The 15,562-nt window shown below is 65.9% G+C and carries 12 protein-coding genes; 6 read left to right on the top strand and 6 right to left on the bottom strand.

Going from position 1 to position 15,562, the window contains the following annotated elements:
* Positions 1 to 171: 171 nt before the first annotated feature.
* The 5 genes from cyoD to ABE463_RS18440 form a co-directional block, all read right to left on the bottom strand.
* Positions 172 to 522 (bottom strand): cytochrome o ubiquinol oxidase subunit IV, encoded by a 351-nt coding sequence (gene cyoD, locus ABE463_RS18460; RefSeq protein WP_019184497.1) that lies wholly within the window; start codon positions 520 to 522, stop codon positions 172 to 174.
* The gene (gene cyoC / locus ABE463_RS18455; RefSeq protein WP_259261384.1) at positions 522 to 1,163 is read right to left on the bottom strand and encodes a cytochrome o ubiquinol oxidase subunit III; all 642 of its coding nucleotides are present in this window, start codon (positions 1,161 to 1,163) and stop codon (positions 522 to 524) included. The genes cyoD and cyoC overlap by 1 nt, the downstream gene beginning before the upstream one ends.
* The gene (gene cyoB / locus ABE463_RS18450; protein WP_259261420.1) at positions 1,160 to 3,157 is read right to left on the bottom strand and encodes a cytochrome o ubiquinol oxidase subunit I; all 1,998 of its coding nucleotides are present in this window, start codon (positions 3,155 to 3,157) and stop codon (positions 1,160 to 1,162) included. Before cyoB ends, cyoC begins: the two co-directional genes overlap by 4 nt.
* Positions 3,158 to 3,165: 8 nt before the next feature.
* Positions 3,166 to 4,230, bottom strand: coding sequence for a ubiquinol oxidase subunit II (gene cyoA, locus ABE463_RS18445; RefSeq protein WP_346469133.1), 1,065 nt, complete (start codon positions 4,228 to 4,230; stop codon positions 3,166 to 3,168).
* 263 nt (positions 4,231 to 4,493) lie between these two features.
* Complete coding sequence (locus ABE463_RS18440; protein ID WP_346469132.1) at positions 4,494 to 6,611, bottom strand: hypothetical protein; 2,118 nt, start codon at positions 6,609 to 6,611, stop codon at positions 4,494 to 4,496.
* Positions 6,612 to 6,855: 244 nt separating this feature from the next.
* Between ABE463_RS18440 and ABE463_RS18435 the strand changes: the two genes are divergently transcribed.
* Positions 6,856 to 7,140 (top strand): hypothetical protein, encoded by a 285-nt coding sequence (locus ABE463_RS18435; RefSeq protein WP_346469131.1) that lies wholly within the window; start codon positions 6,856 to 6,858, stop codon positions 7,138 to 7,140.
* Between the two features lie 15 nt (positions 7,141 to 7,155).
* Here the strand turns inward: ABE463_RS18435 and ABE463_RS18430 are convergent, their stop codons facing one another.
* Positions 7,156 to 8,169: a 2-hydroxyacid dehydrogenase gene (locus ABE463_RS18430; RefSeq protein ID WP_346469130.1), complete on the bottom strand. Its 1,014-nt coding sequence runs from the start codon at positions 8,167 to 8,169 to the stop codon at positions 7,156 to 7,158.
* Positions 8,170 to 8,364: 195 nt separating this feature from the next.
* Here ABE463_RS18430 and ABE463_RS18425 point away from each other — a divergent pair, with 195 nt between their 5' ends.
* From ABE463_RS18425 to ABE463_RS18405, 5 genes are all read left to right on the top strand, one after another.
* Positions 8,365 to 9,171 (top strand): alpha/beta hydrolase, encoded by an 807-nt coding sequence (locus ABE463_RS18425; protein ID WP_346469129.1) that lies wholly within the window; start codon positions 8,365 to 8,367, stop codon positions 9,169 to 9,171.
* A complete protein-coding gene (locus tag ABE463_RS18420) occupies positions 9,168 to 10,502 on the top strand; it encodes a sensor domain-containing diguanylate cyclase (protein WP_346469128.1) in 1,335 nt (444 codons plus the stop codon). The genes ABE463_RS18425 and ABE463_RS18420 overlap by 4 nt, the downstream gene beginning before the upstream one ends.
* A gap of 75 nt (positions 10,503 to 10,577) precedes the next feature.
* Positions 10,578 to 11,210 carry a TetR/AcrR family transcriptional regulator C-terminal domain-containing protein gene (locus tag ABE463_RS18415; protein ID WP_346469127.1) on the top strand — a complete coding sequence of 211 codons (633 nt, stop codon included), beginning with the start codon at positions 10,578 to 10,580 and terminating at the stop codon, positions 11,208 to 11,210.
* A gap of 48 nt (positions 11,211 to 11,258) precedes the next feature.
* The gene (locus ABE463_RS18410) at positions 11,259 to 12,359 is read left to right on the top strand and encodes an efflux RND transporter periplasmic adaptor subunit (RefSeq protein ID WP_346469126.1); all 1,101 of its coding nucleotides are present in this window, start codon (positions 11,259 to 11,261) and stop codon (positions 12,357 to 12,359) included.
* On the top strand, positions 12,356 to 15,433 hold the full coding sequence (locus ABE463_RS18405) for an efflux RND transporter permease subunit (protein ID WP_346469125.1): 3,078 nt from the start codon (positions 12,356 to 12,358) through the stop codon (positions 15,431 to 15,433). Before ABE463_RS18410 ends, ABE463_RS18405 begins: the two co-directional genes overlap by 4 nt.
* Positions 15,434 to 15,562: the final 129 nt, after the last annotated feature.

The raw sequence follows: 15,562 nt of genomic DNA, 5'->3' as shown, positions 1-15,562 counted from the left end.
CCGACAATTTGAAGGCCAGCGAGTAATCCCGCTGGCTGCGCCTGAGTGTTGAATCCATTGAACATTCCTCTTCCTGTGGGAAAAGGTGTCAACTCAATTCAGGACGGGTCAAACCAAACAGAAAGGCCGCCCGAGGGCGGCCTTTCTGCGTGTGGCAACGTGGCGAAGACGTCAGTGCATCATGTGCACGTTCATGTTGTGCATGACCCACAGCGAACCGGCAACGATGATGCCGATCACCACGACGGTGAAGGCCGCCGCGCTGACGTTCCAGCGCTGTTCCGAGGAGCGGTCCAGGTGCAGGAAGAACACCAGGTGCACCAGGATCTGCAGCACCGCCGCAACGACGATGATGACGCCGGTGGTGAAGCGCGGCAGGTCGCCATGCATGACCGCCCAGAACGGGATGATGGTCAGCACCGCGGCCAGCAGGAAGCCGATCAGGTAGGACTTGACGCTGCCGTGGCTTTCGCCGGCGGCACCGTGGCCATGATCGTGTGCGTGATTGTCATGTGCGGCCATTACAGCGCTCCATTCAGATAGACGACGGAGAACACGCCGATCCAGATCAGATCCAGGAAGTGCCAGAACAGGCTCAGGCACGCCATGCGGGTCTTGTTGGTCTGGGTCAGGCCGTTCTGCTTGATCTGGATGAACATGATCAGCAGCCACAGCAGACCCGCGGTCACGTGCAGACCGTGGGTACCCACCAGCGCGAAGAACGCCGACAGGAACGCACTGTGGTCCGGACCGTAGCCCTGGTGGATCAGGTGATTGAACTCCCACACTTCCATGCACATGAAGCCGAAGCCCAGCAGCCAGGTCAGTGCAAGCCATGCGTACATCTGGCCCACCTTCTGCTTGTGCATGGCGATCATGCCCAGGCCGAAGGTCAGCGAGGAGACCAGCAGCAGCGTGGTTTCCCAGGCGACGAAGGACAGTTCGAACAGGTCCTTCGGGCCGGGGCCGCCGTCGGTGCCGCCGGACAGCACGATGTAGGTCGCAAACAGGGTGGCGAAGATGAGGCAATCGCTCATCAGGTACACCCAGAAACCGAAGACGGTATTGCCGCCGGTGTCGTGGTGCTCGTGGTCGTCATGGCCGTGGGCCGCCGCGTGCGCGGCGTGCCCAGGGTTCATGGTGTTGGGGATAGTGGTGCTCATGCCTTCAGCTCCGATTTCACCAGGCCCTGCGCCACCAGGTGGCGACGGTGCTCATTTTCGATCCGCTCCACTTCCGCGGCCGGCACGTAGTAATCCACGTCCTTGTCGAAGGTGCGCCAGATGAAGGTACCGATCATGCCGACCAGACCCACGATGGCCAGCCACCAGATGTGCCAGATCATCGCAAAGCCGAACACCAGGCTGAAGGCGCCGATCACCACACCGGTGCCGGTGTTGCGCGGCATGTGGATGTCGGTGTACTTGGCCGGGCGTTCCCACGCCTCACCACGCTGCTTGCGCTCCCAGAACTCGTCCAGTTCGTTGACGCGCGGCAGCGAGCCGAAGTTGTAGAACGACGGCGGCGAAGAGGTTTCCCACTCCAGCGTACGGGCATCCCACGGATCGCCGGTCAGGTCGGCGGTCTTCTTGCGGTCGCGGATCGACACGGCGATCTGGATCACCTGGCACAGGATGCCGGCGCCGATGATGAAGGCACCGCACATGGCGATGATCAGCAGCGGCTGGTATTCCAGATTCGGGTAGCTCTGCATGCGGCGGGTCATGCCCATGAAGCCCAGGATGTACAGCGGCATGAACGCGACATAGAAGCCGATGAACCAGCACCAGAACGCGCGCTTGCCCCAGGTTTCATTGAGGCGGAAGCCGAACATCTTCGGCCACCAGTAGGTGATGCCGGCGAACATGCCGAACACCACGCCGCCGATGATGACGTTGTGGAAGTGGGCGATCAGGAACAGGCTGTTGTGCAGCACGAAATCGATGGCCGGGATCGCCAGCATCACGCCGGTCATGCCGCCGATGGTGAAGGTGACCATGAAGCCGATCGTCCACAGCACCGGGGTCGTGAACTGCACGCGACCGCGGAACATGGTGAACAGCCAGTTGAAGATCTTCACGCCGGTCGGGATCGAGATGATCATCGTCGTGATGCCGAAGAAGGCATTGACGTTGGCACCCGAGCCCATGGTGAAGAAGTGGTGCAGCCACACGATGAACGACAGCACGCCGATGCAGGCGGTGGCGTAGACCATGCCCTTGTAGCCGAACAGCGCCTTGCGCGAGAAGGTCGCGATGACCTCGGAGAACACGCCGAAGGCCGGCAGGACCAGGATATAGACTTCCGGGTGACCCCAGATCCAGATCAGGTTGATGTACAGCATGGCGTTGCCGCCACCATCATTGGTGAAGAAATGCGTGCCCAGGTAACGGTCCAGGGTCAGCAGCACCAGGGTGATGGTCAGCACCGGGAAGGCGGCGATGATCAGCACGTTGGTGACCAGTGCGGTCCAGGTGAACACCGGCATCTGCATCAGCTTCATGCCGGGGGTACGCATCTTCAAGATGGTGATGAAGAAGTTGATGCCGCTCAGCGTGGTACCCAGGCCTGCAACCTGCAGGCCCCAGATGTAGTAATCGACACCTACCCCTGGACTGTATTCCTTGCCTGACAACGGCGGGAAGGCCAGCCAGCCGGTCTGCGCGAACTCACCGACACCCAGCGAGATCATCACCAGGCCCGCGCCCGCCACGAACAGCCAGAAGCTGAGCGAGTTGACGAACGGGAAAGCGACGTCGCGTGCGCCGATCTGCAGCGGCACGACGACGTTCATCAGGCCGGTGATCAGCGGCATCGCCACGAAGAAGATCATGATCACGCCGTGGGCGGTGAAGATCTGGTCGTAGTGATGGGGGGGCAGCACGCCCTCGTTGCCGCCAGCGGCCATGGCCTGCTGGACACGCATCATGATCGCGTCGGCGAAGCCGCGCAGCAGCATGACGAAGGCGACGATGAGGTACATCACGCCGATCTTCTTGTGGTCCACCGAGGTGAACCACTCCTTCCAGAGATAGCCCCACAGCTTGAACTTGGTGATCAGGGCCAACAAAAGCATGCCACCGATGCCCGCGCCGATCAGCGTGGTGATGATGATCGGGTCATGCGGGATGTCGGCAAAGGTGAGTTTACCCAACAGATTCATGGTCATTCTCCCGAGCCGCCGTGACCGGTGTGACCGGCTGCGGCGTGCTCGTCTGCAGTGTGTTCGGCGTGCGCATCGGCCTCGCCTTCAGCCATCGCGTGGCCGTCGTGCGATTCACCGGCGGCCGGCATGGTGTGGCCTTCGTGGCTTTCGCCCTCGGCGCCGTCATGCTTCATGGCCTTGTGGTCGTGCTTCATGCCGTAATGCTGGTTGTCGCCCATGTGCTTGGCGATGACCCAGTCGAACAGGCCGGTCTCGGTGGTACCGAAGTAGGTCACCGGGTGCCAGTCGTGGTTCTTCTCGGCGGTCAGCGCAGCAAAGGCAGTCTTGTCCAGGGTCGCGCTTTCGCCACGCACCTTGGTCAGCCACTGCTGGTACTCCGCCTCGGTCACCGAGTGCGCGGAGAAATGCATCTTGCTGAAGCCCGCACCGCTGTAGTGCGAGGACATGCCCGGGAACTCACCGGTCTCGTTGGCGATCAGGTGGAGTTTGGTCTCCATGGCCGTCATCGAGTAGATCATGCTGCCCAGGTGCGGAATGAAGAACGCATTCATCACCGTATCGGACGTGATCTTGAAGTTCAGCGGGGTATCGACCGGGAAGGTGATCTCGTTGACGGTGGCGATGTTCTCTTCGGGATAGATGAAGAGCCACTTCCAGTCCAGCGAGATGGCTTCGATCACCACCGGCTTCTTGTCCGAGTCCAGCGGACGGTACGGATCCAGCGCGTGCGAGGAACGCCAGGTCAGCACGGCCAGCACCAGCACGATCATGCACGGGATCGACCAGACCACCACTTCGATGGCCGTGGAATGCGACCACTTCGGCTCATAACGGGCCTTGGTGTTGGTCGCACGGTACTTCCACGCGAAGGTGAGGGTCATGATGATGACCGGCACGACAACCAGCAGCATCAGCACGGTCGCCGTGATGAGCAGGGTCTTCTCGTCGTGGCCGATCTGGCCCTTGGGGTTGAGGATGGCCGAGTTGCAGCCCGTCAGGAACACGGACAACGCAAACAGCAGGCCCGGACGCAGGAAGCGTCCAAGGGGTTTCAACGGAATCATCGGTCGATCCAATTGCGTAGGGAATGCCAGTTCAAGCCCGCCTCCGTCCCAGCCAAAGCCGGTGGTGCCGGTCCAAGGGGACAGGCACGGAGGACGATCATGTCAGCCTTCTAATTTTAGGCCGTCATGCATCATTTAAGAAAGGCATTGACAATGATCCAGCGCAGGAAAGGCCTGTTTTGGGCTGCGACACGTTGTCGCAGTGCCGGGCAATGACCCGATTCGGCAAGATTCCGGCCCTTGTATAGACATGAACACGCCGACTACCGTCCCTTCCAGAACGGAGTCGTGGCGGCCCCGCCCTGCTCCACCACCGGGGGCCGGCACGCTTCATTACGCTGCTGCTGGGCATCGCACACGGCATAACGGGTATCGGTGCAGGTCCCGCATTTTGGGCAGATCAATCGGCCACAGGCACACGATACCTGCTCGCCGTAGACCAGGGGGCGATGGCCGCAGTCGATCATCAGATCCGGAAGCCGCCCGCCGCAATGAGCCAGCAGCGTCCGGCGCCGGCCGTCGGGGAAGGTTCCCACCAGAACGCCGTTGAACAGGACCGTCACGTGAGACAACGCCAGCCGTTGCGGCGGTGGTAGGGCAGCATCCAGGCGGTGAAGCGCGCGCAGCAGCATCGGCAGCATCTCGGCCGGGTCGTCGATCCCGAGCGCCGGGCCGAGTGAAGTGCCGACGGCATGGTTCGGGCCGAGGTGGAAACGCAGCAGCGGATTGTCGAACAACGGCAGCAGCGCGCCCTTGTCGAAGCGATGGCCTTCCGCCCGCTCCTGCGCCCAGGCCTGCAGCATGAACAGGGCCCACCAGGCCAGCCGCGGCACGTGCTCGCGTCCCGCCCAGGCCACCGCCGACCGGTGCAGAAAGCGCTGCTGCGCCGGGCTGTGGTCCGGCCGGGGCGGCGCCACACCCCACAGCGCGAGCAGCACGGCCGGCAGCCCGCGCCGCCAGCGCTCGGCCAGGCGTGTCGGCGGCAGCCCCGCCACGACCTCGCGCAGCTGCGCCAACGCAGCGTCACGCTGGCGGTAATGGGTTACCGGGTAGTCCCAGGCCCAGGCCGGCAGCTCCAACAAGCGCTCACCGGTGCGCACAGTGATGCCGCCCGCGTGACTGAACGCGCGGCGCAGGCCGGCGAACTCACCGGCACTGGTCACCCCGAGAATGCGGACCGTGTCGCCGAGGTCCTGTGCCTGCAGCGCCCCGGATTGCAGCTTCGTATGCGGGCTGCTCACGCCGCACAACAGCACAGGCGCGCCACCCGCGTCGCGCTTGAAGCGTTTCACCTTCCAGCGGCTGCTCTGCAGGCGACCGTATTTGCTGCGACGGATGTTCTTCACATCTACCCCGTGCGAGCCTCCCACTCTCAGATCCATCACCTGCCAGGCCCCGGTGCTGCCGGCGAGCTGCTCGATGGCCACGTCCGCCACCGCCAGCCCGAGTCCGCCCAGGTAGGCCGCCGCCGCCTTCTCGGCGGCCCGTGCAGTGAGCATCTGCGCCACCTCGGCCGGGAACGGCTCATTGCCGTCCTGGCGGCGGCACCACAAGGCGGCCAGCGCATGGTCGTCCGGCGTCAACGCATCGAACAGCGTCTCCGCGTCCACGACGGTGCGACGCCGCTGTTCGACAACGGCTGCCGCAAACTGCTGACCGGCCACACGGCTGTTTCCAACGCGCAGCAGCCCCACGCGCTGGATGCTCGCCGCATCGGCTTGGTCCCAGTATGGCCACGCGTCGAATCCGGCAGGCCAATCGCGGGGCCGAGCCTCGAGCGCCACGCACAGCCGGGGCCAGGCCTCGGCATTCTCCGGTTCTTCCTCTACACCCCGCACCGCCCAGGTTACCGGCCAGGCCCGACTTCCCTGCAACTGACCTAACACCGCCAGCAAGGACCGGCGCCAGCTCGGCCTAGCCTCCCAGAACGCCTCCAGTCGTGCCGCCAGATCCGTACCGGGCACCGCCAGCGCGCGCAGTGCTGCGGCACGCGCGGTGCCGGCCGGCGCCATCGCCAGCACCAGCAGAGGCGCCACCGCCGGCAAGGTGTCGCACGCTAGATCGGCGACCACGCCGCCACACGCTGACCACAGCAGCGACGCCGCCTCAGCATCGTCGAGCCGCAGCGGTGCCGCCCTCGCCGCCGCCAGCCGTCCCTGCGCATCGGCTACAACCGTCGTCGTCACCAGCATGCCCGGCAGCCCGGCACCGGGCCCATCTAGCTCGCGTACGCGCCCTTCGTTGAGAAAGATCCTCTCGCCGCTGCCCAATGCCTGGGCGAAGCCGAAGCCACGCGGCTTGATCGTGTCGATGCAGGCCACCAGCCGGCGCGTTGACGGCCGCTTCGGCCGCTTCGGCCGCATGGGATCAGGGGTTGTCATGGGCGAACATCCGTGTCGATCAAATCCGGCGGGAGACCACCCATGCTATCAACGTGCCACCGCGTGCGCGTGGCTCTTGTGATGCATAAGACCGGGGCTAGCATCGCCGCGCGATTCTGCCCACGGAAGGTGATGTTTCATGTTCAACAAGGCTACTGGTCTCTTCGTTGCCCTGATGGCGTTCAGCGCCAGCGCGTAAGCACCTGCGACAAAAACGCCAGCTACCGCAGTTACTCCGAGCGAATTGGTCAGCGCATTCCGCTCCAACCCCATCGCCGCCAAGCGTCGCTTTGCCGACGCGCCAATTCGGCTGCAGGGCGAGGTCGCCGGCATCGCCGAAGGCAAGGCGGCTGGCGCGTTCGCTGTATTCGGCGGCCCTTGGGAAGGCTACCTCGTCGATGCCGCCATTTCCGAGGATGCAGCCGCCAAACTCATACAGAGCCAACACGTGATCTTCGACTGCCAAACAGTGCGGCCTGGCGATCTCAGCGTAGGCATCATCCATCTGGTCGGCTGCAAGCGTCGCTGAGCCTGCGGGGGGGTATTATCCGTCAGCAGGCGGCAGCACCCGGTTCGGGCACGGAGTACCCGCCGCGTAATGCCCCAAGTTGCGCAACGTGATCTCAGAGATCTCCTGCAGCGCCTCCACCGTGAAGAAGCCCTGGTGCCCGGTCACCAGCACATTGGGGAAGGTCATCAGCCGCTGGAACGCATCATCGTCGATGATGTCGCCGGACCGGTCCTGGAAGAACAGCCCGCTCTCCTGCTCGTACACATCGATGGCCAGATGCCCCAGCCGCCGTGACTTCAACGCGCGGATCACTGCATGGGTATCCACCAGTCCACCGCGCGAGGTATTGACCAGCATCGCCCCGGGCTTCATCCCGGCGAGTGACGCATCGTCGATCAGGTAATGGGTCTCCGGCGTCAGCGGGCAGTGCAGCGAGACGACATCCGAGCGGGCGAGCAGCTCGTCCAGCGCGACCGACGTGCCGATCGCGGCGAACGCCGCCGACGGATACGGATCGTGGCCCAGCACGGTGCAGCCCATGCCCTTGAAGATGCGGGCCGTGGCCAGGCCGATCTGCCCGGTGCCGACGATGCCCACCGTTTTGCCATGCAGCGTGCGGCCCAGCAGGCCATCGAGCATGAAGTTGCCCTCGCGCACCCGGTTGTAGGCGCGGTGGGTCCGGCGGTTGAGCGTCATCACCAGCGCCAGCGCGTGTTCGGCCACCGCCTCCGGCGAGTACGCGGGCACGCGGGCCACGAACAGGCCCAGCTGCCCCGCCGCCGCCAGGTCGACATTATTGAAGCCGGCGCAGCGCAGCAGCACCGCGCGTACCCCCAACACCTGCAGTGCCTGCAGTACCGGGGCATCCAGCCGGTCATTCACGAACACACAGACCGCCTCGCAATCCTGCGCCAGCGCCGCGGTATGCAGATCCAGCGCGGCATCGAAGTACAGAAACTCGAACAGCTGCCCTGCCCCGCGGCGCTGGCTGGCCTCATCGAGAAACTGCTGGTCGTACGGGCGGGCGCTGAATACTGCGATCTTCATGAGGGTGATCCCCGGGAGTTCGAGCCTGACGATACCGCAGTACACTCCGGCCAACTGCCTGGAGCCTTCCGTGTCCCTGACTGCCCGCCTGCTCCGCTGGACCGCCACGCCGCTGGGCCGGCGCGCCCTGGTCGCGCGTTGGACCCGCGCGCGCCCGTGACCTAGTATTCGCCCCTTGCAAGACGCCATGGGTGGATGTGCGTGGAAAGTTTCGAGCGGTTCAACGGGCGCCGTAGCGGTGCGGGCAAATCAGTCGCGATCCTGTCACACGGCTTTGGCACCGATCAGACTGCATGGAACACCCTGCGCCCTTGGTTTGAAGCACGCTTTGATGTGATCTCCTTCGATCTTGCCGGCTGCGGTCCGAAAGGTGCGCAGACCTACGATTTCGAACGGCACGGCTCGCTGTTCGGCTATGCCGACGATCTGCTCGACATCCTGGACGAGCTGGACGTGCACAACTGCACGTACATCGGCCACTCGATGAGCGGAATGATCGGCGCGGCCGCCGCCGTTGCTCGGCCGGAGCTGTTCGAGCGTCTGGTCATCATCGGTGCGTCGCCGCGTTATCTCGACGACGCCGGCTACACCGGCGGCTTCAAGCCGCAGGACCTGGAGCAACTGTTCGAGAGCATGCGCGCCAACTACCAGGCCTGGATCGCAGGCTTCGCCCCGATGGTCGTAGGCGTTGACGACAGCGCGGTTGTCGCCGACTTCTCCAACACGCTGTTCCAGATGCGCCCGGATATCGCACTCAATACGTCGCGCACGATCTTCACCTCCGATCTACGCAGCCTGGCTGCGCGGGTTTCCACGCCAGTGCACCTCATCCAGACCGCGCACGACATCGCCGTGCCGGTCGCGGTCGGCGAATGGCTGGCCAACGCGATCGACGGCGCGACGCTCGATGTGATCGATGCCTCCGGGCATCTCCCGCACATGACTGCGCCGAACGACGTCGTGGACATTCTGGAACGGCGCCTGGGTGGAACGGCGCTGTGACCACGTCCGACAGTGAAGCGCTCGCCGCCTTGTGCCAGTTTGCCCGCCTCGCCTCCCACGCCGACCTGGTCATGGCGATGGAGGTGGAAGACGGCGGCAGGGCGACCTGGGCTGCCGCAGCACCGGCGCTGCCCTCATCGAGCTTCAACCTGGCGCGCAGCGGCCTGTTCGCGCACACCTGGGGCGATGACGCCGTCGACGCGGCGGGGTTCCGGCTGCCGACCGCGGTGATCCATGCGCTGGAAGGCCTCCCCGCCCGCCTGCTCTACGTCCCGGCCCCCTCGCACGGGGCACCGCTCAGCGGCCTGCTGCTGCTCTGGCGAAACCAACCGGCGCCCGTCGGGCTGACCGGGCAGATGAGCCTGCTGGCAAAGAGCGTGGCACGCCTGTTGTCCGCACGCCGCGAGGCCGCCCGGCAGGTCATCGTGCGCAATCAGTTCCTCGATCTGTTCGACAGCGTGCCAGCCGGCATCGTCCTGATCGACGGCGACGGTGTCGGTGCTGCGGTCAACGACCACGCCGCGGCATTGCTTGGCTGCACCGCCGGCAATCACCGCGCCGCGGATCTCGCCGGCCCGATGCGCGCCCTGCGCCAGCGCTGCGACAACCACACCGAACTGGAGCTGGCCTACAGCGCCCAGATGAACAACGATCAGTTCGCCGCGACGCTGAACTGGACACTGGGCGAGCGGACCTTCGAGGTGGACACCCACCCGGTGCGCGGCAACGGGGCGCACGGGCGCATCTGGCTGCTCACCGACGTCACCGCCGATCTGCTGATGGCCGCCGAACTGCGCCGCCTCGCCTCCTCCGATCCCTTGACCGGTGTTCCCAATCGACGGCACTTCGAGGAATGCTCGGCCCAGATCATCGCCGCCCGCGAAGCGAACGGCCGCGCTGTGGCGGTACTCATGGTGGACGTGGATCACTTCAAGAAGATCAACGATACCTACGGCCATCCCGCCGGCGATGAAGTCCTCAAGGTCGTGGCCAGGCGCTGCCGGGACGCCCTTCGCGAGCGCGACCTGTTTGCCCGCTTCGGCGGCGAGGAGTTCATTGCCCTGCTGGCCGCGTCCGCCGTGGATGAGATTCCCGCCGCTGCCGAACGCCTGCGCCATGCGGTGGCCGCTGAACCCATCCTGGTGGGCGGCGACCGGATCTCCGTCTCCGTCAGCGTCGGTGGGGCGATCGGCGAGGCGTTGCCGGGCGGCGACCAGAAACTGCTGGAGGACCTGATCTCCCTCGCGGATGAGGCGCTGTATGAGGCCAAGACCAGCGGCCGGAACCAGGTCCGGATGGCGGCGCTGCAGCTGGCGCCGGTCGACCTCTGAGCCGCTCGGGCGGCACTTGTCCGCGTCAGCCTAACACTGTTAGATTCGTCGCCTAACATCGTTAGGCCACCCACAGTGCGTCAACCCATCGCGCGGGAAAACATCGTCGAGGCAGCCTTCCGGATCCTCGACGAGGATGGGCTGGAGGGCATCACGCTGCGCAAAGTGGCCTGCTCGCTGGGCATCCGCGCGCCCTCGCTGTACTGGCACTTCAAGAGCAAGCAGGCGCTGATCGACGCCATGGCCGACGCCATGATCTGCGACGTCGCCCGTGCGTTTCCCGCGGGACAGCCGTGGCGGCAGACCCTGCTGCAGATCGGGCGCGAGTTCCGCCTGGCCTTCAAGGCCCGCCGCGACGGTGCTCGGGTGTATGCCGGCACGTTCCTGGCCACCGAAAACGTGCTGCGGGTGGGTGAGGCGAGCATCGCCGCGCTGATCGGCGCGGGCGCCTCGGCACGCTTCGCTGCAACCACCTCGATGGACCTGGTGTATTACACGATGGGCTTCGTCATCGAGGAGCAGTCCTGGCCCGGCGACGGCAGCATGGAGGCGCTCGGTGAGGCCTTCATGGCGCTGGCCGAGGCGCGGTTCCCCCGTTGCTGGCAGGCCCGTGACGTGTGGAGCGAGGTCGATTTCGACGCGCGCTTCGAGCAGGGGCTGGGCCTGATGCTGGATGGCATCGAGCTGCGCTTGTCCCGCGAATCCTGATTCCGTCATTTCCTTTTTCCCCGCTGTTCCGACCCGGAAAGCCCCTCAATGCGTGCACCCTCCTTCCGCAGTTTCTCCCTGATCCTGGCTGTCGCGCTGCTGTCCGCGTGTGGCGGCAAGGACGACAAGGCATCGGCCGATGCCACGGCCGCCAGCTCGGCGCTGCCGGTCTCTTTGGCGCCCGCGCAGCAGCAGACCATGGCGCGCACGGTACTGGTCTCCGGGCCGGTGACCGCCTATGAGGAAATGCAGCTGGGCGTGGAGATCAGCGGCCAGCGCGTGACCGCGTTGCTGGTGGATGTGGGGCAATGGGTCAAGCAGGGCCAGGTGTTGCTGCAGGTGGACCATCGCACCCTGGACAGCGAGCTGGCGCAGGCCGATGCCTCGTTGCGACAAGCGCAGGCCTCGCAGGAACTGGCCCGCATGAACTACGAGCGCAGCGCCAAGCTGGCCGCCCAGCAGCTGATCAGCGAAAGCAGCCTGGATGAGCTGCGTGCTTCGCGCATCAATGCCGAAGCGCAGACCGCCACCGCCCGTGCCGCGCGCGATGCCGCCAAACTGCGCCGCGACTTCGCCGACCTGCGCGCGCCGGCCGACGGCCTGATTTCCAAGCGTCTGGTGCAGCCGGGCCAGGTGGTCTCCGCCGGTACCGAGCTGCTGCGCCTGATCCGCGATGGCCGCCTGGAATGGCGCGCGGAGCTGCCGGAGAACCAGCTGGCCGATGTCGCCGCCGGCAACACCGTGGAGCTGCCGTACGGCGGCCAGGTGGTCAGCGGCCGCATCCGCGCGGTCACCCCGGGTGTCGATGGGCAGACCCGCACCGGCACCATCTACGCTGACCTGCCCACGCCCGGCCCGCTCAAACAGGGCATCTATGTGGATGGCCGCATCGTCACCGGCGACGGCCCGGTGCTGACCATCCCGACCGCGGCGATCGTGCAGCGCGACGGCCACAACTACGTGTTCACCGTGAACGACAAGCAGCAGGCTACCCGCCACCGGGTCAGCACCGGCCAGGCCGTGCAGGGCCGCACCGCGATCCTTGAAGGTCTGAAGGCCGGTGACCAGGTCGTGGTGGATGGCGCCGGCTTCCTCGGTGAGGGCGACCGCGTGCGCGTGGTGGCCGCGACCAAGGCCGCCGCCCGATGAACATCTCCGCCTGGGCGATCAACCGCCCCTTGCCCGCGCTGCTGATCTTCTTCGTGCTGTGCGTGGCCGGCCTGTGGGGGTTCCATCAGCTGCCGGTAGCGCGCTTCCCCGACATCGCCTTCCCGATGACCACCGTCACCGTCACCCAGCCGGGTGCCTCGCCCAGCCAGCTGGAGGCCGAGGTGACCCGCAAGGTCGAGGACTCGGTGGCGACCGTCAACAACGTCAAGCGCGTGATGTCCTCGGTCAGCGAGGGCGTCAGCACCACCACCATCGAATTCCAGTTGGAAGCCGATCTTGCCACCGCGCTGGATGACACCCGCGACGCAGTCACCCGCATCCGCACCGACCTGCCGCAGGACATCCAGGAACCGGTGATCTCCAAGGTCGATATCGGCGGCTCGCTGATGACCTACGCGCTGGTCGCCCCGCACATGACCACCGATGAGGCCAGCTGGTTCGTCGACCGTGACATCTCGCGTGCGATGTACGGCGTACCCGGTGTGGCGCGCGTCACCCGCGTGGGCGGCGTGCAGCGCCAGGTGCGGGTAGACCTGGATCCCAATGCGCTGATCGCGATGGGCATCACCGCCGGCGATGTATCGCAGCAGCTGGCCCGCATCCAGGTCGAGCGTGCCGGCGGCAAGACCGAGGTCGAAGGCGCGCAGCAGACCATCCGCACGCTGGGTACCGTCGGTGACGCACAGGCACTGCGCGACTACTCCATCGCCCTGCCGGACGGGCGCGCCGTGCGGCTCTCCACGCTGGCCACGGTGACCGATGGCGCTGCCGATCCCACCGAGGCCGCCCTGCTGGACGGCAAGGGTGTGGTGGCGTTCTCGATGTCGCGTACGCGCGGCTCCAGCGAGGTCAAGGTGGAGGCCGGCGTGCATGACGCGCTGGACAAGATCAAGGCCGAGCATCCGGGCATCGACTTCCGCTTGGTCACCACGGCGATCGACGAGACCCACCGCTCCTACGATTCCTCGATGACCATGCTCTGGGAAGGCGCGCTGCTGGCGCTGCTGGTGGTGTGGCTGTTCCTGCGCGACTGGCGCGCGACCTGGGTGTCCGCGTTGGCGCTGCCGCTGTCGATCATTCCGACGTTCGCGGTGATGTACTTCTTCGGTTTCACCCTCAACATCATCACGCTGCTGGCGCTCTCCGTAGTGGTCGGCATCCTGGTGGACGATGCGATCGTGGAGATCGAGAACATCGTGCGCCACCTGCGCATGGGCAAGCCGCCGTTGGAAGCCGCACGCGAGGCCGCCGGCGAGATCGGCAACGCGGTGATCGCCACCTCGCTGACCCTGGCGGCGGTGTTCGTGCCGGTCGCCTTCATGCCCGGTATCGCCGGCAAGTTCTTCCGCGAATTCGGCTGGACCGCCGCCACCGCCGTGCTGTTCTCGCTGCTGGTGGCCCGCCTGCTCACCCCGATGATGGCCGCCTACCTGCTCAAGCCGCATGGCGAGGAGAAGCCGGAATCCAAACTGATGACGCGGTACCTGGGCTGGGTGGACGCCGCCCTGCGCTATCGCGGCCGCACCCTGTGGCTGGCCACCGGGTTGTTCGTCGCGTCGCTGGCGCTGGTGCCGTTCATTCCGGCCACCTTCATCCCGCAGTCCGATCTGGGCCGCAGCAACCTCAATCTCGAACTGCCGCCGGGCACCCGCCTGCAGGAGACCGTGGCCGTGGCCGAACACGCCCGCGGTTTGCTCAAGGACATGCCCGAACTCAAGCAGGTCTATACCGCGGTCGGCAGCGTGCTCGACCTGGGCGACCCGGGTGCGACCGGCGTCGGTGAGCCGCGCAAGGCCACCCTGGTGCTGGACTGGGGCAGCGCCGACGGGCGCGACCGCGACCAGCGCGTGCTGGAACGTGAGGCGCGTGAGCGCTTGGCCGATCTGCCCGGCGTGCGCGTCAGCTATGTCAGCTCCGAGCCCGGCAACCTGCTGCAGCTGGTGCTCTCCGGTGACGACCCGCAACGCCTGCAGGATGCCGCCACCGCGCTGGAGCGCGACCTGCGCGGCATCCAGGGCCTGGGCAGCGTCACCTCCACCGCCTCGCTGCTGCGCCCGGAACTTCAGATCGTGCCGAACCCCGCCCGCGCCGCGGACCTGGGTGTGGCGACTGCCGATATCGCCGAGGCCGCCCGCATCGCCACGGCTGGCGATTACGAGCAGCGCCTGGCCAAGCTCAACCTGCCCGACCGGCAGGTGCCGATCCGGGTCGGCTTTGCCGAAGCCACGCTGGCCAATCCGGGTTTGATCAGCCAGCTGCGCGTGCCCGGCCGCAATGGCCCGGTGCCGCTGGCGGCTGTCGCCGATATCCAGCAAGGCAGTGGTCCCTCACAGATCTCGCGCTACCAACGCCAGCGCAACGTGACCCTCACCGCCGAGCTCAACGGTCGCCCGCTGGGCGATGTGATGACCGAAGTGCAGGCGTTGCCGGGCGTCAAACAGCTGCCACCGGGCGTGACCTTCCTCAACACCGGCGATGCGGAAGTGTTCGTCGAGCTGTTCATCGGCTTCATGCTGGCGATGGCCGCCGGACTGATCTGCATTTACATGGTGCTGTTGCTGCTGTTCAACCACGCGCTGATGCCGGTCACCATTCTGGCGGCGGTGCCGCTGTCGGCCGGCGGTGCGTTCGGCGCCCTGCTGATCACCCAGAACATGCTCTCGCTGCCGGCGCTGATCGGCCTGCTGATGCTGATCGGCATCGCCACCAAGAACTCCATCCTGCTGGTGGACTACGCGGTGATGGCCGAAGACGAGCACGGCATGAGCCAGCACGACGCGCTGATCGATGCCTGCCGCAAGCGTGCACAGCCGATCATCATGACCACCCTGGCGATGGGCGCAGGCATGATGCCGATCGCGCTGGGCTTTGCCGGGGATTCCAGCTTCCGTGCGCCGATGGCGATCGCCGTGATCGGTGGCCTGATCACCTCGACGCTGCTGAGCCTGATCGTGATTCCGGCGGCCTTCACCGTGGTGGATGATGCGGGGGATTGGCTGTCGCGGAAGTTCCGGCGGCGGTCTTCGCATCCGGTTGGGAGTGGTGCGGAGTGAAGCAAGAGAGCGCACTGTATGACCCGTCCTGCCATAGGTTGACACCTGTGGCGGATGTAGAGGCCGCCGTCAGGCGGCCAAGGACGCCCGATGCACTGCATCGGGCGTCTGCATTTTAAGGGACAGATG

The organism is Stenotrophomonas sp. TWI819, from assembly GCF_039673075.1.
GTDB lineage: Bacteria > Pseudomonadota > Gammaproteobacteria > Xanthomonadales > Xanthomonadaceae > Stenotrophomonas > Stenotrophomonas rhizophila_B.
The sequence above is the reverse complement of the archived record's forward strand: the minus strand, read 5'-3'. Positions and strand labels throughout refer to the sequence as shown.

Excerpts from the sequence above, each read along its gene's own strand:
- cyoD (WP_019184497.1), bottom strand. The coding sequence starts at position 522 with ATGGCCGCACATGACAATCACGCACACGATCATGGCCACGGTGCCGCC.
- cyoC (WP_259261384.1), bottom strand. The coding sequence starts at position 1,163 with ATGAGCACCACTATCCCCAACACCATGAACCCTGGGCACGCCGCGCAC.
- cyoA (WP_346469133.1), bottom strand. The coding sequence starts at position 4,230 with ATGATTCCGTTGAAACCCCTTGGACGCTTCCTGCGTCCGGGCCTGCTG.
- ABE463_RS18440 (WP_346469132.1), bottom strand. The coding sequence starts at position 6,611 with ATGACAACCCCTGATCCCATGCGGCCGAAGCGGCCGAAGCGGCCGTCA.
- ABE463_RS18430 (WP_346469130.1), bottom strand. The coding sequence starts at position 8,169 with ATGAAGATCGCAGTATTCAGCGCCCGCCCGTACGACCAGCAGTTTCTC.
- ABE463_RS18425 (WP_346469129.1), top strand. The coding sequence starts at position 8,365 with ATGTGCGTGGAAAGTTTCGAGCGGTTCAACGGGCGCCGTAGCGGTGCG.
- ABE463_RS18410 (WP_346469126.1), top strand. The coding sequence starts at position 11,259 with ATGCGTGCACCCTCCTTCCGCAGTTTCTCCCTGATCCTGGCTGTCGCG.
- ABE463_RS18405 (WP_346469125.1), top strand. The coding sequence starts at position 12,356 with ATGAACATCTCCGCCTGGGCGATCAACCGCCCCTTGCCCGCGCTGCTG.